The following is a 26573-nucleotide window of genomic DNA, read 5'->3' as shown; positions in this document are numbered from 1 at the left end:
ATGGCGCACGGCGACCCCGGAGGACCCGGAATCCCCGCGGAGCCCGGCGACCGCGTCGCCCGGACGCTCGGCATGCTGGAACGCGAACGCGCCACCGGCCTGCTCCGCGTCGGCGACGACGGCGCCCTCCACCTCGACGGCGGAGCCGTCACCCGCGCCGAGAGCCGGCACGCCCCCGGCCCGCGCGACCTGACCGGGGCCCTCGGCGGCCCCGACCCCGAACTGCCGGCGCTGCTCGCGCTGTTCGACGCCGCCTACTTCCTGCTCGGCTCAGCGGCCGAGCCGGTGTTCGCCGACGGGCCGCCCCCGGCGCAGGGGCCCGCGCGGCGGATCACCGCGGCGACGCTCGTCCACGAGCGGCGCCGGCGCCGCACCCTCCTGCACTCCGCCTGGCCCTACGACGACGTCGACGCGGCGCCCGTCGAGCCGGTGCGGCGCGTCCGGCGCCAGCGCGTCATCCTCACCGGGCTCCAGGCGGAGATCCTGCTCAACGCCGACGGGCGGCGCACCCCCGGCGAACTGGCCCGCGACCTCGGGCGGACGGCCTTCGCCTGCCTGCTCGCGGTGCGCGGCCTCGCCGCGGCGGCGCTGCTGCGCACTCGCCCGCACGACTCGGCGCACGACCCGGCGGCCGGCGCGCCCGCACCGCCGGGTCCGCCGTTGCCGGCCGAGCCGCCCGCCGGGTGGGCGCCGGCCGACCACGACCTGCTCGCACGGCTCCGGGCCGCCCTGGTGGAGCTCGGGTGACGTGCGCGACCGCTTCGGGAAACTGATCGAAAGGCTGACGAAGGTGGCCGTACCAGCCGGGACCGTGACCGTGCCGACGACCGAACCGGACGTGCTGGCGGAACTCCGCACGCTGCGGGCCCGCGTCCCGCGGCTCACCGGGAGCCTCGTCGCGTCCGCCGACGGGCTGCTCGTCGCCGCGGACCTCCCGCCGTCCGTCGAACCGTCCGGCATGGCGGCGGTGACCGCGTCCGGGCTGTCCCTCGCGCACCGCATCGCCCAGACCGCGCACGGCGGCGCCTTCCACGAGGTCGTCATCCGCGGCGTCGACGGCTACGTCGTCACCTACGCCGCCGGGCCCACCGCGTCCCTCACCGTCCTCGCCGAAGCGGGCGTCAACGTGGGCCGCCTCCACCTGGAGGCCCGGCCCGCCGCCCGCGCCATCGCCGCGCACCTCGGCCGCACCTGACCCCGCACGAGGAACCGAAAGGGCACGACGAACCGAAAAGGAGAGACCCATGTCCAACCTGGATTTGTCGCTCAAGGAAATGATGACGATCGACGGCGCCATCGGCGCGGCCGTCGTCGACTTCAACAGCGGGATGGCCCTCGGCCACCTCGGCAGCTCCAAGGCCCTCGACCTCAACGTCGCCGCGGCCGGGAACACGGAGGTCGTGCGGGCCAAGCTCCGCACCATCGAGCAGCTCGGCATCAAGGAGGAGATCGAGGACATCCTCATCAGCCTCTCCGGCCAGTACCACCTGATCCGGCCTGTGACCGGCCGCAAGGGCAAGGGCCTGTTCCTCTACATGGCCCTCGACCGGGGCCGCGCCAACCTCGCCCTCGCCCGCCACCGCCTCCGCGACATCGAGGAGAACCTCGAGATCTGAGCGGCGCACGGACGGCCCGGGGGCGGACCCCCGGGCCGTCCGCCGGTTCAGGGGGCGCCGGTCGCGCGGGCGGCGCCCTCGGCGAGCAGCCGGGTCGGCGCCGGGGCGTCGTGGCCGATCAGCCGCAGCAGCACGTCCCGCGCCGCCGGCCGCTCCCCCGGCGCGGTCCGCAGCCCCTCGCCGACCAGCGCGCGCAGGGTCCCGGACGCCCGTGCCGGGAAGTCGCCGAGATCGGCCTCCCCGCGCAGCTTGCGGTACATGATCTGCGGGATCGAGTCCGCCCCGTGCGGCGGCCGCCCCGTCGCCGCCTGCACCATCGTGCAGGCCCACGCGTACACGTCGGCGGCCGGTCCGACGCGTCCGCCCTCGATCTGCTCGGGCGCCATGTACGCGGGCGTGCCGATCGCCTGCCCGGTGACGGACGAGCCGGCGTCGGTGATCCGGGCGATGCCGAAGTCGATGACGCGGGGACCGTCCGGGCCGAGCAGCACGTTGTCCGGCTTGAAGTCGCGGTGCACGATGCCCGCCTCCGCTATCGCCGCGAGCGCCGTGATCGTGCCGATCGCCAGCCGGTCCAGGGCGCCGCCCGAGCGCGTCCCCTCCTCGGCGACGGCCCGCCGCAGCGACGGGCCGGTCACGTACTCGCTCACCACGTACGGCAGCTCGCCCGCGAAGTCGGCGTCCAGGACCTGCGCCGTGCAGAACGACGCGACCCGCCGGGCGGCCTCGATCTCCCGGAAGAACCGCTCCCGCGCGCGGGGATGGTCCAGCGCGGCGGCGTGCAGCACCTTGACCGCGACGCGCCGCCCGTCCGCGTCTTCGGCGAGGTAGACCACGCCCTGCCCGCCTTGCCCGAGCCGCCGCAGCAGCCGGTAACGGCCGAGGGCCCGGGGGTCGGCGAGGCCGAGGGGCGACCCCGCCGTCTCCGCGTCCGGCTCGGACGGCTCGGACGGTCCGGTCCGGGACGGGGAAGCGGGCCGCGGACGCGGCGCCCACGCCGCGTCGGCGCCCTTCCCGGCGGGCACGTCCGGCTCGCCGGCCGCCTCCTGGAAGGCCGACTCGTCCACCGCCTGCTGGACGAGGTCGCCGGGCTCGTCGGTGGCGTCCAGGTCGACCAGGCCGATCGGGTCGGCCGGAGCGGCCGGAACATCGGCGACCACCCGCGCGACGTCGTCCTCGCGCAGCTCGGCACGGTCCGGCGTCCCGGTCGCCGCGTCCCGCTCGGCGTCCTCGGCGAGCCGCCGCTCCAGCTCGGGCAGCTCCCCGTACAGCAGCCGCGCCGCCGTCTCCAGATCGCCGTCGCGCTGCGCCCGCTCCGCCTCGGCGCGGACGTCCTCGACCTGGCGCCGCAGGCCCGCGGTCCGGTCGCGGTCGTCCCGCGCCCGGTACCACCGGTCCCGCAGCACGCGCTCCTCGATCCGCACGTCCGACAGCCTCCGGTCCAGCTCCGCGAGCCGCTCCCGGGACGCGGCGTCGTCCTCCTTGAGCAGCGCGAACCGCTCGATCTCCAGCCGGGCGACCCTGCGCTCCAGCTCCCGCAGCTCCTCCGGCGCGTCGTCCGCGTCGACCTGGAGCCGCGTCGCCGCCTCGTCCAGCAGCTCGACGGCGGCGCCCGGCCGCACGCGCCCGCCGAACCGATCCGCCAGCCGCGCCGCCGCGACCAGCGCCGCGTCCCGGATCGTGATCCCGTGGTGCTCCTCGAACCGCGCGCGCAGCACGCGCAGGACCATCGCGGTGTCCTCGACGGACGCCTCCGCCACCGGCAGCCGCTGGAAATGCCGGCGCAGCACCGGCAGGTCCGCGAGGCGCTCCCGCTCCCCGGCGGGCGTCGCCGTCGCGATCACCCGCGGCGCGTCCGGGTCCGTGAGGCGGCCGAGCGCCGCGAGCACCGGGGAGCCGGGACGGGCCGCCGCGTGCAGATCGTCCAGCACGAGCACGACGCCGCCGCGCCGGGCCGCCGCCGTGATCCGGTCGAGCTCGCCGTCCGGCATCGCCGCGAGGTCGAGCGCGACCACGCGGACGCCGCGCAGCGCGGCCGGGACGTCGCCCGCCTCGACGCGGTGCGCGAGGCCCGCGACCAGCGCGCTCTTGCCCGCGCCGCGCTCGCCGACCAGCAGCGCGTTCCCGCCGTCCCGCCGGGAGAGGATCTCGACCAGCCGCCGCGACTCCGCCGCGCGGCCGACGACCGGTTCGAGCGTCCCCTCCCGGGCCCGCAGCGTCAGGTCCCGCGCGTACGGCGACCGGACGACCTCCCGACCCGCCTGCTCGCTGCGCAGCCGCTGCCGGGTCACGTGCTTCGCGCGCAGCAGCCGCCCCGCCGGATCGTCCCCGGCGGCGAGCCCGGCGAGCAGATCGACGGCCGACACTTCCGCGCCCCCGGCCTCCTCGGACGCCGCCGAGACCGCCCTGACCAGCGCGCTCGACATCCGCGGCGCGGTGCCGGGTTCCCCGGAACCCGCCGGGAGCCGCGCGAGCAGCCCCTCCGTCTCCTCCCGCAACGCCACCGCGCCGAAGCCGGTGAACGCGAGCAGCGCGCCGACCTCGGCGTCGTCCAGCAGCGCCGCCAGCAGGTGCGGCGGCCCCACCTCGGCGTGGCCCGCACCGGCCGCCCGGTGCACCGCCGCTCTCAGCGCCTCCTGGCCCTGCTCCGAAATCCTGTATTCCACGCGCGACGGCTCCGCTCGGGGGACGGCGACTTCCGCCGCCATTGTGCCCCCGAGCGGAGCCGTCGCAAGATCCCTACTTGGTGAGGGTCAGCCCCCGGGAGGGCTGGACCGTGAGCCGGTCGGCGGCCTCGTCGAGGTCGACGACCACCTCGTCGCCGTCGCGGACCTCCCCGGCGAGCAGCTCGCGGGCGAGCTGGTCGCCGATCGCGGTCTGCACCAGGCGGCGCAGCGGCCGCGCCCCGTACAGCGGGTCGTAGCCGGTCAGCGCCAGCCACTCGCGCGCCGCCTCCGTCACCTTCAGCGTGAGCTGCCGGTCCGCGAGGCGGTCGGCGAGCCGGTCGACCTGCAGGTCCACGATCCGGGTCAGCTCCTCCGTGGACAGCGCGTCGAACAGGATCACGTCGTCCAGCCGGTTCAGGAACTCCGGCTTGAAGGAGTCGCGGACCGCGGCCCACACCGCCTCCCGCTTCACCCCGTTCTCCATCGCCGGGTCCACCAGGAACTGCGACCCGATGTTGGAGGTCAGGATCAGGATGGTGTTGCGGAAGTCGACCGTGCGGCCCTGCCCGTCGGTGAGGCGCCCGTCGTCCAGCACCTGGAGCAGGATGTCGAACACCTCGGGGTGCGCCTTCTCCACCTCGTCCAGCAGGACGACGGAGTACGGGCGGCGCCGGACGGCCTCGGTGAGCTGGCCGCCCTCCTCGTAGCCGACGTACCCGGGAGGCGCGCCGACGAGCCGCGCGACGGAGTGCTTCTCGGAGTACTCGCTCATGTCGATGCGGGTCATCGCCCGCTCGTCGTCGAACAGGAACTCCGCGAGCGCCTTCGCCAGCTCCGTCTTGCCGACGCCGGTCGGGCCGAGGAACAGGAACGAGCCCGTCGGACGGTCCGGGTCGGAGATCCCCGCGCGCGCACGGCGCACCGCGTCCGACACCGTCTTCACCGCGGCGGACTGGCCGATGAGCCGGTGCCCCAGCTCCTCCTCCATCCGCAGCAGCTTGCCCGTCTCGCCCTCCAGCAGCCGGCCCGCCGGGATGCCCGTCCAGGACGCGACCACGTCCGCGACGTCGTCCGGGCCGACCTCCTCCTTGACCATCGTGTCGCGGCTGTCCGCCGCCTCCGACGCCGCCTCCAGCTGCTTCTCCAGCTCCGGGATCTCCCCGTACACCAGCCGCGAGGACGTCTCCAGGTCGCCGTCGCGCTCGGCCCGCTCCGCCTCGCCGCGCAGCTGGTCGATCCGCTCCTTGATCTCGCCGACCCGGTTCAGCTCGCCCTTCTCCCGCTCCCAGCGGGCGTTCAGGCCGCTCAGATGCTCCTGCTTGTCCGCCAGGTCGGCGCGGAGCCGCTCCAGGCGCTGCCGGGACGCCTCGTCGGTCTCCTTCTCCAGGTTCATCTGCTCCATCTTCAGCCGGTCCACGGCGCGCTGCAGCTCGTCGATCTCGACGGGCCGGGAGTCGATCTCCATGCGCAGCCGCGACGCGGCCTCGTCCACCAGGTCGATGGCCTTGTCCGGCAGGAACCGGGACGTGATGTAGCGGTCCGACAGCGTCGCCGCCGCGACCAGCGCCGAGTCGTTGATCTGCACCTTGTGGTGCGCCTCGTAGCGGCCCTTCAGCCCGCGCAGGATCGCGATCGAGTCCGCCACGGACGGCTCGCCCACGAACACCTGCTGGAACCGGCGCTCCAGCGCCGGGTCCTTCTCGATCCGCTCCCGGTACTCGTCCAGCGTCGTCGCGCCGATCATCCGCAGCTCGCCGCGCGCCAGCATCGGCTTCAGCATGTTGCCGGCGTCCATCGCGCCCTCGGCGGCGCCCGCCCCGACCACGGTGTGCAGCTCGTCGATGAACGTGACGACCTGCCCCTCCGACTCCTTGATCTCGTTCAGGACGGCCTTCAGCCGCTCCTCGAACTCGCCGCGGAACTTCGCGCCCGCGACCATCGCGCCGAGGTCCAGCGACACCAGCCGCTTGCCGCGCAGCGACTCCGGCACGTCGCCCGCCACGATCCGCTGCGCGAGGCCCTCGACGACGGCGGTCTTGCCGACGCCCGGCTCGCCGATCAGCACCGGGTTGTTCTTCGTCCGCCGCGACAGCACCTGCACGACCCGGCGGATCTCCGAGTCCCGCCCGATCACCGGGTCCAGCCGGCCGTCGCGCGCCGCCGCCGTCAGGTCGACGCCGTACTTCTCCAGCGACTGGTAGGTGCCCTCCGGGTTCTCGCTGGTCACGCGGGCGTGCCCGCGCACCTTCTCGAACGCGTCCAGCAGCGCCTGCGGCGTCGCCCCGAACTCCTTCAGCAGCCCCGCCGCCGGGCCGCCGTCCGCCGCGAGCCCGACCAGCAGGTGCTCGGTCGAGACGTACTCGTCCTCCAGCTGCTGCGCCCGCGCGCCCGCCGTGTTGATCGCCCGGCTCAGCTGCCCCGACAGCCGCGGCGTCGCGACCGTCGAGCCCTGCGCCTTCGGCATCGCCGCCAGCTGCTCCTCGGCCCGCCGCCGGACCGCCTGCCAGTCCGCGCCGACCGCCTCCAGCAGCGGCACCGCGGTGCCCTCCGGCAGCCCGATCAGCGCCACCAGCAGGTGCTGCGGCTCCACCTCGGGGTGCCCCTCGGCCGCCGCCCTGCGGGCCGCGACCGACACCGCCTCCTGGCTCTTCTGCGTCAGCTTGACGTCCATGTCCCCGTACTCCTGAGAGAGTTACTCCCGGTTGCGCTCGTGCCACACCACGACACTGGTCTGCCTGATCGGCACCAGGTCGGAGCCGGGAGTGCCGCCCGGGTCCCCGCGCCGCCGCTGCTGCGCCAGGCGCGCCGCGACCGACCGGGTCGATTCGAGTTCGTTGGCGAGCTCCTCCAGGGCGGCGTGCGCCTTGGCGAGCTCCTCGCGGAGCCGCACGTTGTCGCGCTGCAGCTCCAGGATGTGCTTGATGCCGGAGAGGTTGACGCCCTCCTCCTGGGAGAGCCGCTGGATCTCGCGCAGCATCACGATGTCGCGCATCGAGTACCGGCGGCCCCGGCCGGCCGTGCGGCCCGGGCACACCAGCCCCATCCGGTCGTAGGTGCGGAGCGTCTGCGGGTGGAGCCCGGACAGCTGCGCCGCCACCGAGATCACATAGACCGGGGTGTCGTCGCCGAACGGATCCATGACCTCACTCCGTTCTCGCCTGCTGGAGCAGCTCGCCGCGCAGGTCCTCGCCCGCGCCCGCGTCGCGGAGCCGCTCCAGCGCCTCGCGGGCCTGATCGTCGAGCTTCTGCGGCACCTGCACGTCCACGGTGACGAGCAGGTCGCCCTTCGTGCCGTCGCGCCGCGTCGCGCCGCGGCCGCGGACCCGGAACGTCCGGCCGTTCGGAGTGCCCTCCGGCAGCCGCAGCGTCACCGGCTGCCCCTGGAACGTCGGCACCCGGATCTCCGCGCCGAGCGCCGCCTCCGGGAACGTCACCGGCACGGTCATCGTCAGGTTGTCGCCGGTGCGGCCGAACACCTTGTGCGGCAGCACCTTGATGTTCACGTACAGGTCGCCCTGCGGGCCGCCGTTCTCGCCCGGCGCGCCCTTGCCCTTCAGCCGGATCCGCTGCCCGTCCGCGACGCCCGCCGGGATGCGGGCCTGGATGGTGCGGTCCGACTGCTTGCGGCCGCTGCCGTGGCAGGTCGGGCACGGGTCGTCCACGACCAGCCCGCGGCCGTGGCACTCCCGGCACGGCTCCTGGAAGCCGAAGTTCCCGAGGTTGCGGGTCTCGTGCCCGGTGCCCTCGCAGTTCGGGCACACCCGCGGCACCGTGCCGGCCTTCGCTCCGGTGCCCCGGCAGGACGGGCACGCCGCCTCGCTGGTCAGCTTGATCGGGACGGTCACGCCGTTCATCGCGCGGCCGAACGACAGCGTCACGTCCGTCTCGACGTCCGCGCCGCGCCGCGCCCGCCGCGCGCCCGTCGTCCGGGTGCCGGCGCCGCCCCGGTTGAACAGGCCGCCGAACAGGTCGCCGATGCGCTCGCCCGCGCCGCCCGTCTGCGTGCCCCCGGTCTGCCCGAAGAGGTCCCCCAGGTCGAAGGGGAAGCCCCCGCCGCCCTGCTGGCCGCGGAAACCGCCCGGCATGGACCGCACCGCGTCGTACTCCTTGCGGCGCTTGTCGTCCGACAGGACGTCGTACGCCTCGGAGACCTCCTTGAAGCGGTCCTCGGCGTCGGCGTCCCCCTTGTTGGCGTCCGGGTGGTACTTGCGCGCCAGCTTCCGGTAGGACTTCTTGATCTCCTCCTGCGAGGCCGACTTCGAGACACCGAGGACTTTGTAGTAGTCCTTCTCCAGGTAGTCCTTGGTGCTCACGGCGCCCCGCTCTCTGCTATCGCCACTTGCGTCTTGTCTTCACGTGCGCCGCCGGGCCCGCCCCGTCCCAGGACGGGACGGGCCCGGCGGGTGGATCACTCGCCCTCGTCGGCGCCCTCGTCGGCGCCGGCGTTCGGGTCGGGCTCGGCCACCGCGACCCGGGCGGGCCGCAGGACCCGCTCCCCGATCCGGTAGCCGGGCTGCAGGACGTCCACGACGCTCGTCTCGGTCACGTCCGCCGAGTACGAGTGCATGAGCGCCTCGTGCACGGTCGGGTCGAACGGCTCGGCCTTCTCGCCGAACTTCTCGAGCCCGAGCTTGCCGGTGACCGCCTCCAGGCTCTCCGCGACGGACTTGAACCCGCCGGTGAGCTCGTCGTGGTCCCGGGCGCGGCCGATGTCGTCCAGCACCGGGAGCAGCTCGGACAGCACCTGCCCGAGGGCCTGCTCGCGGACCGCGACCCGGTCCCGCTCGACCCGCTTGCGGTAGTTGTCGTACTCGGCCTTGAGCCGCTGGAGGTCGGCCAGCCGCTCGTTCAGCTGCGTCTTCAGCGAGGAGACCTCCTCATCGGATTCCCCGGTGCCCCCGTTGGCCGGGGCCTCCGGGGCCGGCTCCTCCGCCGGCTCCCGGAGCTTCCCCGTCTTCGGGTCGATGCGCCGCTTGTCGCGGATCACCGGGCCCTCCTGGTCCTCGCCCTCGCGGGGGGAGGAAGTCACGAGGCCTCACCCTTCGGCTTGTCGTCGTCCACGATCTCGGCGTCGACGACCTCGTCGTCCTGCGCGCCCTGGGCGTCGGCCGTCGGGCCGGCGTCCTCGGCGCCCGGCTGGGCGCCCTCGGGGTTCTGCGCGTACATCGCCGCGCCCATCTTCTGGGAGACCTGCGCGAGCTTCTCGGCGCTGCCCTTGATCGCGTCGACGTCGGTGCCCTCCAGGGCCTTCTTCACCTCGGCGATCGCGTCGTTGACCTCGGTCTTCAGCTCCGCGGGGACCTTCTCGTCGTTCTCCCGCAGGAACTTCTCGGTCGAGTACGCGAGGGTGTCGGCCTGGTTGCGGACCTCGGCCTCCTCCTTGCGCTTGCGGTCCTCCTCGGCGTAGTTCTCGGCGTCGCGCATCATCTTCTCGATGTCCTCCTTGGGCAGCGCGCTGCCGCCCGTGATGACCATCGACTGCTCGCGACCCGTGCCCTGGTCCTTCGCGCTGACGTTGACGATGCCGTTGGCGTCGATGTCGAAGGTGACCTCGATCTGCGGGACGCCCCGCGGCGCCGGCGGCAGGCCGGTCAGCTGGAAGGTGCCGAGCTTCTTGTTGTACGCGGCGATCTCGCGCTCGCCCTGGTAGACCTGGATCTCCACGGACGGCTGGTTGTCGTCGGCGGTGGTGAACGTCTCCGACCGCTTGGTCGGGATCGTGGTGTTCCGCTCGATGATCTTGGTGAAGATGCCGCCCTTGGTCTCGATGCCGAGGCTCAGCGGGGTCACGTCCAGCAGCAGGACGTCCTTGACCTCGCCCTTCAGCACGCCGGCCTGGAGGCTGGCGCCGATCGCGACGACCTCGTCCGGGTTGACGCCCTTGTTCGGCTCCTTGCCGCCGGTCAGCTCCTTGACCAGCTCGGACACCGCGGGCATCCGGGTGGAGCCGCCGACCAGGACGACCTGGTCGATGTCGCCCACCGTGATGCCGGCGTCCTTGAGCACCGAGTTGAACGGCGCCTTGGTCCGGTCGAGCAGGTCGGAGGTCATCCGCTGGAACTCGGCCCGGGTGAGCTTCTCGTCCAGGTGCAGCGGGCCCTCGGAGGAGGCGGTGATGTAGGGCAGGTTGATCTGCGTCTCGGACGAGCCGGACAGCTCGATCTTCGCCTTCTCCGCGGCCTCGCGGAGCCGCTGCAGCGCCATCTTGTCCTTGGACAGGTCGACGCCGTTGGCGTTCTTGAACTTCTCCACCAGCCAGTCGACGACCTTGTTGTCCCAGTCGTCGCCGCCGAGGTGGTTGTCACCGCTGGTGGCCTTGACCTCGACGACCCCGTCGCCGACCTCCAGCAGGGACACGTCGAACGTGCCGCCGCCGAGGTCGAACACCAGGATGGTGGCCTCGTTCTCCTTCTCCAGGTGGTACGCCAGCGCGGCCGAGGTCGGCTCGTTGATGATGCGCAGGACGTTCAGGCCCGCGATCTGGCCGGCCTCCTTGGTGGCCTGGCGCTGGTGGTCGGAGAAGTAGGCGGGGACGGTGATGACCGCGTCGGTGACCGTCTCGCCCAGGTAGGACTCGGCGTCCCTCTTCAGCTTCTGCAGCACGAACGCGCTGATCTGCTGCGGGGTGAAGTCCTTGTCGTCGATCTTGGTCTTCCAGTCGGTGCCCATCTCGCGCTTGACCGACCGGATCGTCCGGTCGACGTTGGTCACCGCCTGGCGCTTGGCGACCTCGCCGACCAGGACCTCTCCGTTCTTGGCGAAGGCGACGACGGACGGCGTGGTCCGCGACCCCTCCGCGTTGGCGATGACGGTGGGCTCGCCGCCCTCCAGGATCGCGACGACCGAGTTGGTCGTCCCGAGGTCGATGCCGACCGCACGTGCCATGTCTCTCGTCCTCCGTCGTTTCCGGTGTTATCGCGCCCCGGTCGCCCCCGGGGTGCGGCCGGTCGATGTCTGTCTGTCCGCAAGAGTGCCCGGCCCCCGGCTCGTTGTCAAATGACTTGAGTCGGGCGGACTCAACTTTGCTGACGCTCTCTAGAACAGGACGTGTGAGCCACCTATTCCAGTTCCCGGCCCGGTGTAAGAAAACGGGATCCATCGGGACTACTCCCGCGAAGACGATCACTCCCTCCGGGTGATCCCTTAGGGCGCCCACCCCCGGGCGGCCCTGCGCAGAGGAGTCTCGATGATGTACGGACGCCGGAGCCGGGCCCCGCTCGGCCTCCTGCTCGGCACGCTGCTCGCGGCGGGGACGGCGGTGGTCCTGCCCTCGCCCGCCGCCCACGCCTCGCCCCCCGGCGCACCGCCCTCGGGCGGGCTCGCGCCGGGCCGGTCCTGGAAGGTGACGCTGCTGACCGGCGACGTCGTCCGGGTCCGGACGGCGCGCGGCCGCGCGCCGATGGTCGCGGTGAGCCCCGCCCCCGGACGCGGCGCCCACCTGTTCCGCACGGCCGTCCGGCCGGACGGGCACGTGGTGGTGACGCCGCTGGACGTCGCGCGCCTGGTCGGCAGGGTGATCGACCCCGCCCTGTTCGACGTCACGGCGCTGATCGAGGACGGCTACGACGACGCCCGCAGCGCCGACCTGCCCTTGATCGTCCAGCGGGACGGCGGCGCGCGCGCCCTGTCGGCGCTCGGCGGCGGGACGCTCCGGCAGGGCGTCGCGCTGCCGAGCATCGGGGCCGTCGCCGCCCGGCAGCCGAAGGAGGACGCGCGACGGCTCGGCTCGTCGCTGGCCGCGATGTCCGGGCCGTCGCCGAAGGCCGCGAACGGCCTCCGGCACGTGTGGCTGGACGGCCGGATCAAGGCGACGGCGCTTCCCGCGACGGCGCTTCCCGCGACCGCGCCGGCGGCCGCCCCGAAACTCGACGGGAACCTGACGCGGATCGGCGCGCCGAAGGCGTGGAAGGCCGGGTACACCGGCGCGGGCGCGACGGTCGCCGTCCTCGACACCGGCGTGGACGCGACGCACCCCGACCTCAAGGGCCGGATCGCCGGGACGGAGAACTTCTCCGACGCGCCCGGCACCGCCGACCGGTTCGGGCACGGCACGCACGTCGCCGCGACGATCGCCGGCACGGGCGCGGCCGCCGGCGGCGCCCGCAGGGGCGTCGCGCCCGGCGCGCGCCTGCTGGTCGGCAAGGTCCTCGGCGACGACGGCTTCGGCACCGACTCCAGCCTGATCGCGGGCATGGAGTGGGCGGCGCCGCGCGCGAAGGTCGTCAACATGAGCCTCGGCGGCGACGCGTCCGACGGCACCGACCCGGTCTCGCGGGCGCTCGGCGGGCTCAGCGCGAAGTACGGCACGCTGTTCGTCGCCGCCGCCGGCAACGACGGCGCGATCGGGTCGATCGGCGCGCCGGGGTCGGCGGACGCCGCGCTGACCGTCGGCGCGGTCGACGGCGCCGACCGGCTCGCGGACTTCTCCAGCCGCGGCCCCCGCGCGGGCGGGCACGTCGCCAAGCCGGAGATCGTCGCGCCGGGCGTGGACATCGCGGCGGCCCGCGCGAAGGGCACCGCGATGGGCACCCCGCTCGGCCCGCTGTACACGCGGGCGTCGGGCACGTCGATGGCGACCCCGCACGTGGCGGGCGCGGCGGCGCTGCTCGCCGCCCGGCATCCGCACTGGACGCCCGCGCAGCTCAAGGCCGCGCTCGTCGGGACGGCCGGACCGGCGACCGGCGGCGACGTCTACGAGCGCGGCGGCGGGCGCCTCGACGCGGGCGCAGCCGTGACCGAGGCCGTCCTGCCCGCCCAGGGCGTGGTGGACCTCGGCACTTCGGTGTTCCCCGCGCACAAGGCGCTGTCGGCGAAGCTCGGTTGGGCGTCGCAGGGAGCCGCCGCGCGCCTGTCGCTGAGCGTGAAGGCGACCGACCGGAAGGGCCGCGACGCGTCCGGGGCGGTGCGCCTGTCCGCCGCAGCGGTGAACGTCCCGGCGGGCGGCACCGCTTCGGCGTCGCTGACCGTCGACGCGTCCAAGCTCGCCGCGCGTCCCGGCATGTACGAGGCGGAGGTGACGGCGAGGAGCGGGAAGACGGTCGTCCATACGCCCGTGACGTTCTACGTCGAGCCGCCGTCCCACACGCTGACCGTGAAGGCGGTCCCGATGCCCGGCACGGAACCGGCCGACTTCTCCGCCTACAGCGCCGTGGTCGACCTCGACGACGCCGCGCTGTTCGCCGAGTCGGTCGACCCGACGCCGGAGGGCACGAAGGTCCGCGTCCCCGAAGGCCGCTACAGCGTGCTCGGCACCGTCGACGACACCAAGGGGAACACCTGGCGGTCCGCGCTCGCGGGCACGCCGGAGGTCCGCGTCGACCGCGACCTGACGGTCACGCTGGACGGCCCCGCCTCCAAGCCCGTCACGGCGAGCGTCGATGGCGTCGGGACGAAGGCGGTCATGGCCAGCGCGTCCGCCGTCCAGAGCACGAAGCGGATGATGTGGACGGTCGGCGTCTACAGCGACGACCCCGCCGCCGCCCCCGTCTACGCCCAGGCCATGCACGGCGCCGGGACCGGGACGTTCCGCGCCTACAGCAGCCACCGGCTGACCGCGCCCGGCGCCGTCTACGACCTCATCCACCCGTACGGCAACGGCGTCCCGGCCGACCCGTCGCATGCCGTCGGCGCCGCGGAGAAGGCGCGGATGGCCCGGATCGACCAGCGGTTCGCCGCGTTCGACGGCGACACCGGCAAGGGCGTCACCGAGCACCGCTACGGCACGTCGCCGGAGGGCCTCCTGCTGGCCGGGCTCGACGCGTCCGGCGCCGTCCCGTCCGGGACGACCCGCACCGACTACGTGTCGACGGGCAAGGGGATGCTGTGGGCCGACGAGGCGTTCCCCGAAGCGATCGCCGACGGGGAATGGGTCGACCAGCTCCCGTTCCGGGAACTGCGGCCCGGGCAGCGGATCTCGCGCACGTGGGGCCGCCAGCCGGTCCGTCCCGGCCCGTACTCCGGGTCCGGCGTCTCGCTCAGCGATTGCGCCCCGAACCCGTCCGTCCGGACCGGCGACCACGTCCACGTCGAGCTGGTGGACCTCCAGACCCGGCTGGACGGGTTCGACTGCGGTCTGGACGGCGGCGGTGTCACCGGCGCCCTGGCGCTGTACTCCGGCGGCAAGAAGGTCGGCGGCGCGGCCGGCCCGGCCGGCGACTTCGACGTCCCGTCCAAGCCGGCGGCGTATCGGCTGACCTACGCCAACGACGCGTCCAAGCTGCTGCCGGTGTCGGTCCGCACCTCGACGGCCTGGACGTTCCGCTCGTCCGCGCCGCGCGGCGACGGCGCGCTCCTGCCGCTGCTGCTCGTCGACTACGACCTCGGCCTCGACCTGCGCAACCAGCCGGTGGGCCGGCCCGCCGTCCTCACCGTCGCGCGCGTCGCGGGCGCGCCGGCGGCGAAGGTCACCGGGCTGCGCTTCTGGACGTCGGTGGACGACGGCGCGACCTGGCGGGCCGTCCCGGTGAAGGCGCTCGGCGGCGGCCGGTTCAGCGCTCCGCTCCCGGCCCCGGCCAAGGGGCAGGCCGTGTCGCTGCGGGTCACCGCGCAGGACGCGGGCGGCAGCGGCGTCGACCAGCGCATCATCCGCGCCTACCGCGTCCGGTAGCCGTCCGGTAGCCGTCCGGCGGAAGTCCTCCCGGCGCGAAAGCGGCGAGGGGTTCCGGGTGATACGTCTGTGACCGCCATCCGTGCGACGGAAAGGCAGCACATGACAGGGGAACCCCTCGCCGCGGCACCGCCCCGGGCCACCGCCGGCCCGCCCGTGCCGCGGGCGTCCCTGCACGACCCCGAACGGTTCGGGGAGGTCTTCGACGCGCACTTCGCCGAGATCCACGGCTACGCGGCCAAGCGCCTCGGCCCGGACGCCGCGGCCGACGTCGCCTCCCAGACGTTCCTGGAGGCGTTCCGCCGCCGCGACCGCTACGACCCCTCGCGTGCGGCCGTCCGCACCTGGCTGTACGGCATCGCGACGAACCTGATCGCCAAGCACCGGCGCAGCGAGGTGCGCGCGCTGCGCGCCCGCGAACGGCTCGGCCCCGGCGGCACCGGCGGCGAGGGCCACGCGGACGCGGTGGACGCCCGCGTCAGCGCGCAGGGCCTGCGCGGACGGCTGGCCGGGGCGATCGCGGCGCTGTCCGCCGGGGAGCGCGACGTGCTGCTGCTGGTCGCGCTCGCCGAGCTCAGCCACGAGGAGGTCGCGGCGGCGCTGGACGTCCCGTACGGGACGGTCGGCTCCCGGCTCAGCCGGGCCCGGAAGAAGGTGCGCGAAGCACTCGGCGGGACCAACCCGATGCGCGATGTGGAGGACGACCATGGATGAACTGCGGACCGTCCGGGAGGCGTACGGGGACACCGCGCCACCGACCATGACGGAGATCGCGCAGGCGCGCGCGCTGTGGGAGGAGAAGCCGCCGCGCAGGTCCCGGCTCGGGTGGCCGTTCCGGATCGGCGTCGGCGTCGGCGCCGTCGCCGCCGGCGCCGCGGCCGCGGTGGGGATCGCGACGGCCGGCACGTCCGGTTCGCCCGGCGCACCCCGGCCTCCTGCGAACGTGGACCTGGGCAGGCAGGCGGTGCTCGCCGCCGCCACCAAGGCGGAGCAGGCGCCCACCGGGAAGTACTGGTACACCGACCAGGTCTCCGGCCAGTCCTACATCGTCCGGTCGAAGTCCGGCACCCCGTACGCGATCTCCGCGGCGGCCTCGGAGATGTTCGGCTGGGACGGTGTGAAGCCCGGCATGGGCACGATGTACTACGACCGCGACCTCCCGGCCCGCCCGCTGACCGAGCAGGACGCGGCGGTGTGGCGCGCGGACGGTTCGCCGTCGAGCTTCCGCACCTGGTCGGGCGACCACCACGCCACCTACACCACCAAGGCGGGCGAGTGGCGGTCGAGCGGTCCGAACGTGGGCCTGGACCCCCAGGGCGGCGGGAGGTTCTTCTGGGGGAAGTCGGCCGAGGAACTGCAGGGGCTGCCCACCGACCCGGCCGCGCTCACCAGGATGATCCTGTCCGACGAGGCGCTACAGAAGAAGTTCGGAAAGACGCATCCCGGCGCGTCCCGGCGGGCGGAGTTCCGGATGACGCCCGCGGCGAAGATGCGGATCGCGTCAGGATTCCTTACCGCCCCGACGCCGCCGAAGGTCCGGGCCGGCCTGATCCGGGCGCTGGCCGCCCTGCCGGGCGTCCACGCGGTCGCCCGCGAGACCGACGTGCTGGGCCGCACGGGGGTCGCGCTCGCCGCCGACCCCATGCCCTCCACGGACGACGGCGAGTACGGCACGAAGAAGGAGGACCAGGGGACCTACACCTGGCGCAGCGTCCTGATCTTCGACGAGAGCAGCGGCGCGCTGCTGTCCATGCAGGACGAACTGGTCAAGCCCGGCGGCGTGTACCGGATGCGCGAGCCTGGCTTCGTCATCTACCACGACACCTTCCGCGGCTCCGGCTGGTCGGACACCGAGCCGAAGCCGCCCGCGAGGCCGCCCTTCCCCGCCCGCTGACCCCGTCCCTCCGCGGCGGCCGGTCCCCGTCCGCCGCGGACGGGGGCCGGCCGTCCCCTTCCCCGAGATCCGGAATGCTTCGGTAAGAATCGGCGGCTCCCGATCACTACCCGGGTGACGGAACCCCCGGACGAAGGGCTCGGACCTTGTCGGACCCCGAAGACATCGCCCGGTTCACGGCGCTGTACGACGCGCACCATCCGCGCGTCCACGCCTACGCCGTGAGCCGGGTCGGCGTGCAGGCCGCCGAAGAGATCACGAGTGAGACGTTCTGCGTCGCGTGGCGGCGCGTCCGCGACCTGCCGGCCGAGCCGCTGCCCTGGCTGCTCGGCATCGCCCGCAACCTGCTGCGCGAGTCGTACCGGGTGCGGGACCGGCAGGACGCGCTGGCCCGCGAGCTGCGGACCTGGGCGGCCGGGCAGCCGCCCGCGGGCGACGTCGGCGAGGCGGTGGCCGAGCGCGCCGGGATGCTGCGCGCGCTCGCCGCCCTGCCCGACGGCGACCGCGAGCTGCTGGCGCTGGTCGCCTGGCACGGGCTGTCGCCGGGCGAGGCGGCGAAGGTCATCGGCTGCTCGAAGGCGTCGTTCTACGTGCGGCTGCACCGGGCGCGGCGGCGGCTGGAGCGCGCGCTGACCGGTGAGTCGCGGGCGCCGGACCACGGCGCGCCCGCTCCCCGCCCGTCCCTGGTCAGCCCCGAAAGGAAGGTCGTCCGATGAAGCATGACGTGATGAAGGCGCTGGCCGAGGCCCGGCCCGAGCAGCTCGACCCCCCGGCGGACCCCGACACGGCCCGCGCGCGCCGGGAGCGCGACCTCGGACGGGCGTTCCTGGCCGACCCCGACGACGCGCCCGCCGGGGGACGGACGCGGGGGCGCCGTCCCGTCCGCTGGACGGTGCTCGGCGTGGTCGCGGCGGGCGCGGCGGCGGCCGTGGCGGTCGCGACGGTCGGCTCGTCCGGTTCGCCCGGCTCGCCGGGGACGCGGGGCGGTCCCGGCGCGTCCGGGAGCATCGACCTGAACAAGCAGGCGGTGCTCGCCGCGGCCACCAAGGCAGAAAAGGCGCCGACCGGGAGGTACTGGTACACCGACCGGCTCGACGGCCAGTCCTACATCGTGCCGGCGAAGACAGGGCCGTACGCGATCGTCGGCGCGCAGACCGAGTCGTTCGACTGGTTCGGCGCGAAGTCCGGGACGGGCGAGGCGTACTACCTGCGCGACCTGCCGGCCCGTCCGGCGACCGCGCAGGACACGGCGCTGTGGCGCAAGGCGGGGTCGCCGTCGAGCTTCCGCGTCCGGACCGACGGCGGCTTCACCACGTACGGCACCAAGGCGACCGCGTGGCGGTCGAGCGGGCCGGAGGCGGGCACCGACCCGCGCGGCGGCGGGGCGTTCCTCGGCATGTCGCCCAAGGAGCTGCGGAACCTGCCGTCGGACCCGGCGGCGCTCGCCCGGAGGTTCCTGAGCCAGGCGGAGGCGAGCCGCGCCATGGGCATGGACCCGAAGAGCGGCCGGGCGCCGAGCCCCGAGCAGGCCGCGGCCTCCCGGATCTGGCGGGTCGCGTCGCTGCTGGGCGGCGCGCCGGTGCCGCCGAAGGCGCGGGCCGGGCTGATGCGGGCGCTGGCCGCGCAGCCGGGCGTCCAGGCGATCGGGCACGTCACCGATCCGCTGGGCCGCCGCGGCGTCGCGCTGGCCTCCCCCGAGCGCACCACCGCGGTCGCGGACGGGCCGGACGGCGGGCGGAGCGCCTACCGCTCCCGCGACGTGATCGTCTTCGACGAGGCCACCGGCGCGCTGCTGTCCGTCCAGGACACGCTGACCCGGCCGGGCGGCGAGTACGCGGCGATGAAGCCCGGGTTCGTCATCAGCTACTCGGCGACCCGCACCGCGAACTGGACCGACGCCAAGCCGAAGCCCCCCGCGAAGCTCCCCTTCTGACCCCCCGGCCGGGGTGAGCGCTGCGTTGTCCCACGGCGGCCGCCCCCGTCCTCGCCCTCCGCCCGAGCTCCCGAGCTCCCGAGCTCCCGAGCTCACGGGCGGAGGGCGAAGGCGTTCCGGGGGATCGGTTGAGAACGGGGTGATCCGTCCCCCCACAGCGAGGATTCGTCCATGGCACACGACCGGCCGCCGGAGGCGGAGGGCCCCACCGGGCCCGGCTCCGACGCGGAGGTGATCGTCCGTTCGCGGCGAGAACCGGACGCGTTCGCGGAGATCTTCCACCGCCACTTCACCGAGATCCACCGGTACGCGGCCCGCCGGCTCGGCACCGACGCGGCCGACGACATCGCCGCCGAGACGTTCCTCATCGCGTTCCGCAAGCGCGCCCGGTTCGATCCCGCGCGGGTGACGGCCCGCCCCTGGCTGTACGGGATCGTCACCCGGCTGATCGGGCTGCACCGGCGCGCCGAGGGACGCCGGTACCGGGCGCTCGCCCGCACGCCCGCCGAGAACGTCCAGGACGGGCACGACGACCTGGTCGCGGCGCGGGTCACCGCCGGGGACGCCGGCGCGGACATCGCGGCCGCGCTGGCCCGGCTGCCGCGCGGGGAGCGGGACGTCCTGCTCCTGGTGGCGCTGGCCGACCTGTCGTACGAGGAGGTCGGGCAGGCGCTCGGCCTGAAGACCGGCACGGTCGCGTCCCGGCTGCACCGGGCGCGGCGCCGCCTGCGGGAGGCGCTCGGCACGGACCGGACGGCAGCGATCGCGGAGGAGGCGACGGCGTGAACGGGATCGACGAGATGGACGGCGTGCGGCGGGTGCTGGCCGAGCCCCCGGAACCCGCGCCGGAGGCGGCCGCGAAGGCGTTCGGCCTGCTGGAGCGCGAGATGTCCGGCGGCCGCGCCCGGACGCCGCGGGCGGGACGGCGGCTGCGGTCCGGTGGGCCGCTCGGGCTCGGCGCGGGCCTCGTCGCGGTGGGCGCGGCGGCGGCCGTCGCCGTGGTCGCGGCGGGCCAGGGGGCGCAGGAGCCGCCGAAGGCGCCGCCCGGTGTCGACCTGAACAGGCAGGCGGTGCTCGCGGCGGCGGCGAAGGCCGCGCTGATGCCCGTCGGGAAGTACTGGTACACCGACCAGATCCAGGGCCAGTCCTACATCATGCGGCCGAAGACCGGCGAGTACGCGATCGTCGGCGCGCACAGCGAGACGTTCGAGTGGTCGGGCGTGAGGAGCGGCATGGGCGAGGCGTTCTACGGCCGGGACATCCCGGCGCGTCCGCTGACGCCGAAGGACGCGGCGCTGTGGCGCAAGGCGGGCGCGCCGTCGGCGTTCCGCGTGTGGTCGAACGACCACTACTACACCTACGACCGGCACACCTCGGTGTGGGATGCGGACCGGCCGGACGCGCAGGGCGGCGGCCGGTGGCTCGGCGACCGGGACTCCGGCGGCGGGGAGTCCGGCGGCATGACCGTCGAGGACCTGCAGAACCTGCCCACCGACCCCGCGAGCCTGGCCGCGCGTTTCCTGAAGGGGGCCGCCTCCGACCCGAAGCTGGAGAGGATCAGGAAGACCCTGGCGCAGATGCAGCGGCAACCCGTGCCCGCCGATCCCGCCAAGCGGGCCGAGCACGCCGCGGCCATCAAGTCGCTCCAGGACATGCTGAAGAAGGTCGACGAGGGCCGGCGGGAGGACCCGCACGGCTCGCGCGACAAGCTGATGAGGGCCGAGGACCTGATGATGGACCTGCCGCTCCCGCCGGCGGTGCGGGCGGGGCTGATGCGGGCCCTCGCCGCGCAGCCCGGGGTGCGGGCGATCGGAGCGGTGACGGACGAGCTCGGCCGCAAGGGCATCGCGCTGGCGGCCGCCGACACGACCGTCCACGTCACCGGCGAGTACGGCACCCCGGCCGCCGAGCAGGGGACCTACACCTCCCACGAGGAGATCATGTTCGATCCGGCGACCGGCCAGCTGCTCGGTAGCCGTGACGTGCTGACCAGGCCGGGCGGCGCCTACCGGTCGCAGCCGCCCGGCTTCGTGATCAACTACTGGCTGGTGCGGTCCTCCGGCTGGACGGACGCCAAGCCGAAGCCGCCCGCGAAGCTCCCCTTCTGATCCGCCTCGCGCGTTGACCGCGGCGAGCCGTCCTGGCGGCGTCCAGGGCGGCTCGCCGCACGTCAGCGGGGGCGGCGGCCCTCGATGCCGTCGAGGACGCAGGACAGCCCGTAGTCGAAGCGCTGCTCCACCACGTCGGCGGTCTCGCGGGTCCAGACCTCGCGGATGTGCGCGGTGAGCCGCGGGTGGCGCTCGGCGATCTCGGCGAGGTAGGGGCCGAGCGTCCGCATCCAGTCCTCGCCGGTCGCGGTGCCGTGGGCGCCCTGCCAGCTCGCCTCGCTGCCCGCCGCGCCGATGACGTAGTCGGCGATCAGCGACATCGCGTTGTCCAGGTCCAGGCCGGTGAGGCCGGCCCCGTCGAAGGCGCCGATCACCTCGTCGAGGACGCGGGTGGCGTTCGGCCCGATCATCGGCCGGGCGCCGAACAGCGGGACCGTCCAGGGATGCCGGTGGATCATCGCGCGCAGGTCCCGGGCGTAGCCGGCGACGGCGGCGCGCCAGCCGCCGGCGTCCGGGCCGGGGACGCGGACCTCGCCCATCACCCGGTCGAGGGCGAGCTCCAGCAGCTCGTCCTTGTTCGCGACGTGCCAGTAGACGGACGTCGCGCCGGAGCTCAGCCGGGTGCCGAGGCGCCGCATGCTGAGCCCGTCGAGGCCCTCGGCGTCGAGCAGCTCCAGCGCGGCGTCCACGATCTGGTCGCGGGTGAGCGTGGGCTGCTCGCGCTTGGCGCGCCGGGGGCGCACCCACACCGACTCCGGCGGCTTCCCGCCGTCCGCCCTGCCCGCCTTGGCCGCCATCGGTCCCTCCCCGGCTCGGTCCGTCTCGTACAGAGTACCGGGACTTGAACAGTGTGCGAGTTGCGTCGTACGGTGTGCGAGTCAGCTCGAACACTGTACGAGGAGTCCCTCCCGTGAACGCAGCCGCCCCCGCGCCGCACCCCCGGCGCCGGCAGATCCTCGGCGTCCTGTGCCTGAGCCTGCTGGCCGTCACCGTCGACAACACGATCCTCAACGTGGCGATCCCGTCGCTGCTGAAGGACCTGCGCGCGACCATGTCCGACGTCCAGTGGACGATCGACGCCTACTCGCTCGTCTTCGCCGGCCTGCTGCTCACCGCCGGCGCCCTCGGCGACCGCTTCGGCCGCCGCCGCGCGATGCTGGCCGGGTTCGCGCTGTTCGGCGGCGGCTCGCTGCTCGGCGCGTTCGCCGCGAACCCCGGCGAGCTGATCGCCATGCGCGCGGTCATGGGCCTCGGCGGCGCGTTCCTGATGCCCGGCACTCTGTCGATCATGGCTCAGGTGTTCGGCCCGGACGAGCGCGCGAAGGCGTTCGCGATCTGGGGCGCCACCTCGATGATCGGCGTCGCGGGCGGGCCGGCCCTCGGCGGAGTGCTGCTGGAGCACTTCTGGTGGGGCTCGGTGTTCCTGGTGAACGTCCCCATCACCGTCGTCGCCGTCGTCGGCCTGCTCGTCCTCGTCCCCGAGTCGCGCGGCCCGCGCCGCCGCCCCGACGTCCTCGGCTCCGTGCTCTCCACCGTCGGCATGGCCTCGCTCGTGTGGGCGATCATCTCCGCCCCCGACCACGGCTGGACCGGCGCCCGCACCCTCGCCGGCCTCGCGGTCGGCGCCGCCGCCCTCACCGCGTTCGCCGCCTGGCAGCGCCGCGACCCCGAGCCGATGCTCGACCTCGCCCTGCTGCGGCAGCGCGCGTTCGCGGGCTCCGCCGCCGTCATCGCGGTCCTCGGCTTCGTCCTCGCCGGGACGCTGTTCGCGCTCACCCAGACGCTCCAGCTCGTCCTCGGCTACGGCCCGCTCAAGGCCGGGCTCGCGCTGCTGCCCTGCGCCGTCGCCGCGGCGGCCGGCAACGGCCTCGGCGCCGCCCTCGAAGCCCGGCTCGGCGGGCGGCGCGCCCTCGTCGCGGGCTTGCTCGTCATCGCCGCCGGGTTCGGCGCCCTCGCGATGGAAGGCCCCGGTGACGGCTTCGCCCCGATCATCACCGGGCTCGTCGTCGTCGGGTTCGGCATGGGCCTCGGCTCGCCGCCCGCCTACGACCTGCTGATGGCGGCCGTCCCCGTCGAGGAGGCCGGCGTCGGGTCCGCGGTGAACGACGCGGGCCAGGAACTGGGCAACGCGCTCGGCGTCGCCGTCCTCGGCAGCGTGATCTCCGCCGTCTACGCCCGCGCCCTGCCGCACGGCGCCCCCGCCGCCGCGAAGCACTCGCTCGGCGAGGCCCTCGCGCTCGGCGACCCGGCGCTCGCGCAGCAGGCCCGCGACGCGTTCGTCCACGCGGTGTCCGTCGGCTCCCTCGCGGGTTGCGGCGCCACCCTCGCCACCGCCCTGTTCGCCGCGGTCGTCCTGCGCGGCGTGCCCCGCCCTGCCTCCGCGCCGGCCGGCGTGGAGAAGGTCGCCGATCCCGCGTGAAAGCGATCCGGGGGGCGAGCGGAGTAGAAGTGACGACCATCCCCCCGGAGGTGCCTGATGCCGGACCCCATGGAAGGGGCGGCCGAGTGACCGCCCCACCCGACACGGCCCCGACGGACGCGGAGCTGCTCGCCGCGTCCGTCCGCGACGGCGACCGCTTCACCGCCGTCTACGACCGGTACTACACCGACGTCCACCGCTACGTCGCCGGACGCCTCGGCCCGCAGGCGGCCGACGACGTCGTGGCCGAGACCTTCCTCGCCGCGTTCCGCCGCCGCGCCGCCTTCGACCCGTCCCGCGGGGCCGTCCGGCCCTGGCTGTTCGGCATCGCGACGAACCTCATCGCCCAGCACCGCCGGACCGAGACCCGCCGCTACCGGGCGCTCGCGCAGGTCGGCGTGGACCGCCACCCCGGCGGCCACGACGACCGGGTCGCGGCCTCGGTGTCCGCCGAACGGCTCCAGCCGTCGCTGGCCCGCGCGCTCGCCGCGCTGTCCCGCAAGGACCGCGACGTCGTGCTGCTCAAGGCGCTCGCCCAGCTCTCCCACGAGGAGATCGCCGACGTGCTGGGCATCCCGTACGGCACCGTCGGCTCCCGCCTGAACCGGGCGCGCAGGAAGCTGCGCGCCGCCCTGCCCGCGCACACGGAAGGACCGTGACCATGGACGAACTCCAGATGATCGCCACGATGCTGGACGAGCCGCCCACCCAGGACGGCGAGAACGCCGTCCGCCACCGCCTCCTCAACGGGATGCGCGAGCCGGAGCGCGCCGAGCGGCGGGCGTGGCGCCGTCCCGCCCTGTGGAGCGGCTTCGGCCTGGCCGCCACCGCCGCCGCCGTCACGGGCGCGGTCGTGCTCTCGTCCGGCACCACCCCGCGCGCGCCCGACCCCGGCCACGGTCCCGGCTCCGTCTCCGCGGAGCCGATGTCGGCGAAGACCGTGCTGCTCACCGCCGCCGAGCACGCCGCCGCCGCACCGGCATCCGGCAAGTACTGGCACGTCCTGAGGGTGCAGTCGAGCGCCTACTACAGCGACCGCGGAAAGTACTGGATGCTCGGGCGGCAGCTGATCGCGCAGTGGAGCCGCCCGGACGGCCGGTCCTGGAGCGGCTTCCGGACGCTCGGCGCCGTGCCCATGACCGCCAAGGACGCGCCCGCCTTCCGCCGGGACGGCTCGCCCGACCCGAACCCTGTCGCCCCCAGGCTCGACAAGGACACCGGGACGAAGACGTTCCTGGTCTGCGACACGGGCATGACGTTCAAGCAGGTCCAGGCGCTGCCCACCGACCCCGGCGAGCTGAGGGCCGCGCTCAAGCGGGCGATTCCCCGCGCCCACGCCACCGCCGGGCGCACCGCGGACGAGGTCGTGAAGAACTGCGTGACCGACCTGCTCAGCTTCGTCCCCGCGCCGCCGAAGGTGCGCGCCGCCGCCTACCGGATGCTCGCCGCGATGCCCGGGGTCACCGCCATCGGCAAGGTCACCGACGAGCGCGGCCGCCAGGGGGTCGGGCTCCACGTGCGGGTCATGCGCGACGTCGCCGACACCGTGATCATCGACCCGGGCTCCTCGCTCGTGCTGAGCACGTCGCGCACCGTGCCCGACGTGCCCGGCAAGGTCGACAAGGAGCTGTACGTGCAGGTCGGCTGGACCGACACGCCCCCGGCCGTCCCCACCCTCCCCTGACCCGGCGCGGCCGATCCGCGGCGAGCCGCCGTCACGGACACCGACGTGACGGCGACTCGCCGCGGATCAGCCCAGCAGGTCGGACGGGCCGGTGCCGGTCTCGGTGAGGGGCAGGCCGAGCGCCGCCCGTTCGGCCAGCCAGCCGGACGGCCGGTAGCGGGGATCGCCGGTCGCCTCGTGCATCTGGTGGAGGACGTCGAGCACGCGGTCCGCGCCCACATGGTCGCCCCACTCCAGCGGCCCGCGCGGGTAGCCGAGGCCGAGCCGGACGGCGGTGTCGATGTCCTCCGGGCGGGCCAGCCGCTGCTCGGCGATGCCGCAGCCCACGTTCACCACCGAGGCCAGCAGCCGCGGGGCGACCGCCACCGGCGCGTCCCGCACGACGGTCACCGGCCGTCCCGTGGCGAGCAGGGCGGCGAGCGCGGCGCGGCCCGCGTCCGGGTCGAGGGCGGGCTGCACGGTGAGGGTGAGGCGGCCGAAGAACCCGAAGAACCCGTCCAGGCCGAGGGTCCGCTCGCCCGGCAGGCCGTTGGCGACCTGGTCGGCGACGCTCATGTCCGTGGTGGCGTCGACCAGCACGACGGCTCGCGCGGACGGCTCCTCGCCCGCCTCGACCTCCACCCCGGCCTCCGACAGCAGCATGCCCAGCGTCTCCCGGTGCTCCGGCTCCTGGAACCAGACCGGCCGCGGATCGGTGGCCGGGGCGGCGGCCTCGGGCGGCTCCTGCTTGGCGCCGTCCACGTACCGGTAGAAGCCCTCGCCCGACTTGCGGCCGAGGAGCCCCGCCTCCATCCGCGCGCGGCCGATGCGGGACGGCCGGTACCGCGGCTCGGTGTAGAAGCCCGTCCAGATCGACTCCATCACCGGGTGCGAGACGTCCATCCCGGTGAGGTCGAGCAGCTCGCACGGGCCCATCTTCAGGCCGAGGACGTCGCGGGCGATGCGGTCGATGTCGGCCGGTTCCGCGACGCCCTCGGACAGGATCTGCAGCGCCTCCGTCACCAGGCCGCGCCCGGCGTGGTTGACGAGGAAGCCCGGCGCGTCCGGGGCGGTGACCGGTTCGTGGCCGAGGCGCCGGACGAGGGCGGACAGCGCGTCCGGGATCCAGGCGGCGGTCCGCGCGCCAGGGACCACCTCGACGAGCCGCATCAGCGGGACCGGGTTGAAGAAGTGCAGCCCCGCGAGCCGCGACGGGTCCCGCAGCGCCGCTCCGATCGCCGTCACCGGCAGCGAGCTGGTGTTCGTCGCGAACAGGACCCGCTCGCCGGCCGCGCTCTCCAGCGCCGCGAACAGCTCCCGCTTGGTGTCCAGGTCCTCCCGGACGGCCTCGACGACCAGGTCGCAGTCCTGCAGCGGGGTCAGCGGCTCGCCGACCGGCTTCAGCCGCGCCTTCGCCGCCGCCGCGTCGTCCGCCGCCATCCGGCCCTTCGCGACCAGCTTGTCGAACATCGCGCCCACGTGCTCGACGGCGCTCTTCACGGCTTCGAACCGGATGTCCGCCAGCTCCACGGTCAGCCCGCCGGCCGCCGCGAGCTGCGCGATCCCGCGCCCCATCGCGCCCGTTCCGATGACCCGGACCGTCGCCGCCCGCTCCGCCCAGTCCTGCCCGGCCTGCTCCATCGCGCCTCCTCGCTCGCCTGCCCTGCA

Annotated in this window: 21 protein-coding genes; 13 read left to right on the top strand and 8 right to left on the bottom strand. The window is 74.7% G+C overall.

The window, feature by feature from the left end; translation table 11 throughout:
- The 3 genes from amrb99_RS00685 (at position 1) to amrb99_RS00675 (ending at position 1616) form a co-directional block, all read left to right on the top strand.
- On the top strand, positions 1 to 747 hold the full coding sequence (locus amrb99_RS00685) for a transcriptional regulator (protein ID WP_190850741.1): 747 nt from the start codon (positions 1 to 3) through the stop codon (positions 745 to 747).
- A 64-nt stretch (positions 748 to 811) separates the two neighbouring features.
- On the top strand, positions 812 to 1195 hold the full coding sequence (locus amrb99_RS00680; protein WP_190850739.1) for a roadblock/LC7 domain-containing protein: 384 nt from the start codon (positions 812 to 814) through the stop codon (positions 1193 to 1195).
- A gap of 49 nt (positions 1196 to 1244) precedes the next feature.
- Positions 1245 to 1616 (top strand): hypothetical protein, encoded by a 372-nt coding sequence (locus amrb99_RS00675; protein WP_190850737.1) that lies wholly within the window; start codon positions 1245 to 1247, stop codon positions 1614 to 1616.
- A gap of 47 nt (positions 1617 to 1663) precedes the next feature.
- Here amrb99_RS00675 and amrb99_RS00670 read toward each other — a convergent pair whose 3' ends face one another.
- From amrb99_RS00670 to dnaK, 6 genes are all read right to left on the bottom strand, one after another.
- Positions 1664 to 4282 carry a protein kinase gene (locus amrb99_RS00670; protein WP_190850735.1) on the bottom strand — a complete coding sequence of 873 codons (2619 nt, stop codon included), beginning with the start codon at positions 4280 to 4282 and terminating at the stop codon, positions 1664 to 1666.
- Between the two features lie 73 nt (positions 4283 to 4355).
- Positions 4356 to 6953, bottom strand: coding sequence for an ATP-dependent chaperone ClpB (gene clpB / locus amrb99_RS00665; RefSeq protein WP_190850733.1), 2598 nt, complete (start codon positions 6951 to 6953; stop codon positions 4356 to 4358).
- Between the two features lie 21 nt (positions 6954 to 6974).
- On the bottom strand, positions 6975 to 7421 hold the full coding sequence (locus tag amrb99_RS00660; protein ID WP_151546116.1) for a helix-turn-helix transcriptional regulator: 447 nt from the start codon (positions 7419 to 7421) through the stop codon (positions 6975 to 6977).
- A 4-nt stretch (positions 7422 to 7425) separates the two neighbouring features.
- Positions 7426 to 8595 (bottom strand): molecular chaperone DnaJ, encoded by a 1170-nt coding sequence (gene dnaJ / locus amrb99_RS00655; RefSeq protein ID WP_190850731.1) that lies wholly within the window; start codon positions 8593 to 8595, stop codon positions 7426 to 7428.
- Between the two features lie 95 nt (positions 8596 to 8690).
- Positions 8691 to 9311, bottom strand: a complete 621-nt coding sequence (grpE, locus tag amrb99_RS00650; RefSeq protein WP_190850729.1) for a nucleotide exchange factor GrpE — start codon at positions 9309 to 9311, stop codon at positions 8691 to 8693.
- On the bottom strand, positions 9308 to 11167 hold the full coding sequence (gene dnaK, locus amrb99_RS00645; protein WP_190850726.1) for a molecular chaperone DnaK: 1860 nt from the start codon (positions 11165 to 11167) through the stop codon (positions 9308 to 9310). Before dnaK ends, grpE begins: the two co-directional genes overlap by 4 nt.
- A 301-nt stretch (positions 11168 to 11468) precedes the next feature.
- On the opposite strand from dnaK, the gene amrb99_RS00640 reads away from it, so the two are divergent.
- From amrb99_RS00640 to amrb99_RS00610, 7 genes are all read left to right on the top strand, one after another.
- Positions 11469 to 14888, top strand: a complete 3420-nt coding sequence (locus tag amrb99_RS00640) for a S8 family serine peptidase (protein ID WP_190850719.1) — start codon at positions 11469 to 11471, stop codon at positions 14886 to 14888.
- Positions 14889 to 14990: 102 nt separating this feature from the next.
- Positions 14991 to 15602 carry an RNA polymerase sigma factor gene (locus tag amrb99_RS00635; RefSeq protein ID WP_190850709.1) on the top strand — a complete coding sequence of 204 codons (612 nt, stop codon included), beginning with the start codon at positions 14991 to 14993 and terminating at the stop codon, positions 15600 to 15602.
- Positions 15595 to 16782: a CU044_5270 family protein gene (locus amrb99_RS00630; RefSeq protein WP_190850706.1), complete on the top strand. Its 1188-nt coding sequence runs from the start codon at positions 15595 to 15597 to the stop codon at positions 16780 to 16782. The genes amrb99_RS00635 and amrb99_RS00630 overlap by 8 nt, the downstream gene beginning before the upstream one ends.
- A 146-nt stretch (positions 16783 to 16928) precedes the next feature.
- A complete protein-coding gene (locus amrb99_RS00625; protein WP_194736445.1) occupies positions 16929 to 17498 on the top strand; it encodes a sigma-70 family RNA polymerase sigma factor in 570 nt (189 codons plus the stop codon).
- Entirely contained in the window at positions 17495 to 18715 is a 1221-nt protein-coding gene (locus tag amrb99_RS00620) for a CU044_5270 family protein (RefSeq protein WP_190850704.1), read from the top strand. Before amrb99_RS00625 ends, amrb99_RS00620 begins: the two co-directional genes overlap by 4 nt.
- 171 nt (positions 18716 to 18886) lie before the next feature.
- Positions 18887 to 19501 carry an RNA polymerase sigma factor gene (locus amrb99_RS00615; RefSeq protein WP_190850700.1) on the top strand — a complete coding sequence of 205 codons (615 nt, stop codon included), beginning with the start codon at positions 18887 to 18889 and terminating at the stop codon, positions 19499 to 19501.
- Positions 19498 to 20823, top strand: a complete 1326-nt coding sequence (locus amrb99_RS00610) for a hypothetical protein (RefSeq protein WP_190850698.1) — start codon at positions 19498 to 19500, stop codon at positions 20821 to 20823. The genes amrb99_RS00615 and amrb99_RS00610 overlap by 4 nt, the downstream gene beginning before the upstream one ends.
- 62 nt (positions 20824 to 20885) lie before the next feature.
- On the opposite strand, the gene amrb99_RS00605 is transcribed toward amrb99_RS00610, so the two are convergent.
- The gene (locus amrb99_RS00605; RefSeq protein ID WP_190850696.1) at positions 20886 to 21620 is read right to left on the bottom strand and encodes a TetR/AcrR family transcriptional regulator C-terminal domain-containing protein; all 735 of its coding nucleotides are present in this window, start codon (positions 21618 to 21620) and stop codon (positions 20886 to 20888) included.
- Positions 21621 to 21733: 113 nt separating this feature from the next.
- Between amrb99_RS00605 and amrb99_RS00600 the strand changes: the two genes are divergently transcribed.
- The 3 genes from amrb99_RS00600 (at position 21734) to amrb99_RS00590 (ending at position 24926) form a co-directional block, all read left to right on the top strand.
- Positions 21734 to 23242 (top strand): DHA2 family efflux MFS transporter permease subunit, encoded by a 1509-nt coding sequence (locus amrb99_RS00600; protein WP_190850693.1) that lies wholly within the window; start codon positions 21734 to 21736, stop codon positions 23240 to 23242.
- 86 nt (positions 23243 to 23328) lie between these two features.
- Positions 23329 to 23901: a sigma-70 family RNA polymerase sigma factor gene (locus amrb99_RS00595; RefSeq protein ID WP_190850691.1), complete on the top strand. Its 573-nt coding sequence runs from the start codon at positions 23329 to 23331 to the stop codon at positions 23899 to 23901.
- Positions 23902 to 23903: 2 nt separating this feature from the next.
- Positions 23904 to 24926, top strand: coding sequence for a CU044_5270 family protein (locus amrb99_RS00590; RefSeq protein ID WP_190850679.1), 1023 nt, complete (start codon positions 23904 to 23906; stop codon positions 24924 to 24926).
- A 66-nt stretch (positions 24927 to 24992) separates the two neighbouring features.
- On the opposite strand, the gene amrb99_RS00585 is transcribed toward amrb99_RS00590, so the two are convergent.
- Positions 24993 to 26546 (bottom strand): 3-hydroxyacyl-CoA dehydrogenase, encoded by a 1554-nt coding sequence (locus amrb99_RS00585; RefSeq protein ID WP_190850675.1) that lies wholly within the window; start codon positions 26544 to 26546, stop codon positions 24993 to 24995.
- Positions 26547 to 26573 lie beyond the last annotated feature (27 nt).

The sequence above is a fragment of the Actinomadura sp. RB99 genome (assembly GCF_014706005.1).
Classification (GTDB): domain Bacteria; phylum Actinomycetota; class Actinomycetes; order Streptosporangiales; family Streptosporangiaceae; genus Spirillospora.
Note: the sequence above shows the minus strand (reverse complement) of the source record. Positions and strands in the feature narration are given on the sequence as shown.

Bases quoted from the DNA above. Each gene is read 5' to 3' on its own strand.
- amrb99_RS00675 (WP_190850737.1), top strand. From the start codon at position 1,245: ATGTCCAACCTGGATTTGTCGCTCAAGGAAATGATGACGATCGACGGC.
- amrb99_RS00660 (WP_151546116.1), bottom strand. From the start codon at position 7,421: ATGGATCCGTTCGGCGACGACACCCCGGTCTATGTGATCTCGGTGGCG.
- amrb99_RS00635 (WP_190850709.1), top strand. From the start codon at position 14,991: ATGACAGGGGAACCCCTCGCCGCGGCACCGCCCCGGGCCACCGCCGGC.
- clpB (WP_190850733.1), bottom strand. From the start codon at position 6,953: ATGGACGTCAAGCTGACGCAGAAGAGCCAGGAGGCGGTGTCGGTCGCG.
- amrb99_RS00630 (WP_190850706.1), top strand. From the start codon at position 15,595: ATGGATGAACTGCGGACCGTCCGGGAGGCGTACGGGGACACCGCGCCA.
- amrb99_RS00685 (WP_190850741.1), top strand. From the start codon at position 1: ATGGCGCACGGCGACCCCGGAGGACCCGGAATCCCCGCGGAGCCCGGC.
- amrb99_RS00605 (WP_190850696.1), bottom strand. From the start codon at position 21,620: ATGGCGGCCAAGGCGGGCAGGGCGGACGGCGGGAAGCCGCCGGAGTCG.
- amrb99_RS00585 (WP_190850675.1), bottom strand. From the start codon at position 26,546: ATGGAGCAGGCCGGGCAGGACTGGGCGGAGCGGGCGGCGACGGTCCGG.
- amrb99_RS00615 (WP_190850700.1), top strand. From the start codon at position 18,887: ATGGCACACGACCGGCCGCCGGAGGCGGAGGGCCCCACCGGGCCCGGC.
- amrb99_RS00590 (WP_190850679.1), top strand. From the start codon at position 23,904: ATGGACGAACTCCAGATGATCGCCACGATGCTGGACGAGCCGCCCACC.
- dnaK (WP_190850726.1), bottom strand. From the start codon at position 11,167: ATGGCACGTGCGGTCGGCATCGACCTCGGGACGACCAACTCGGTCGTC.
- amrb99_RS00640 (WP_190850719.1), top strand. From the start codon at position 11,469: ATGATGTACGGACGCCGGAGCCGGGCCCCGCTCGGCCTCCTGCTCGGC.
- amrb99_RS00620 (WP_190850704.1), top strand. From the start codon at position 17,495: ATGAAGCATGACGTGATGAAGGCGCTGGCCGAGGCCCGGCCCGAGCAG.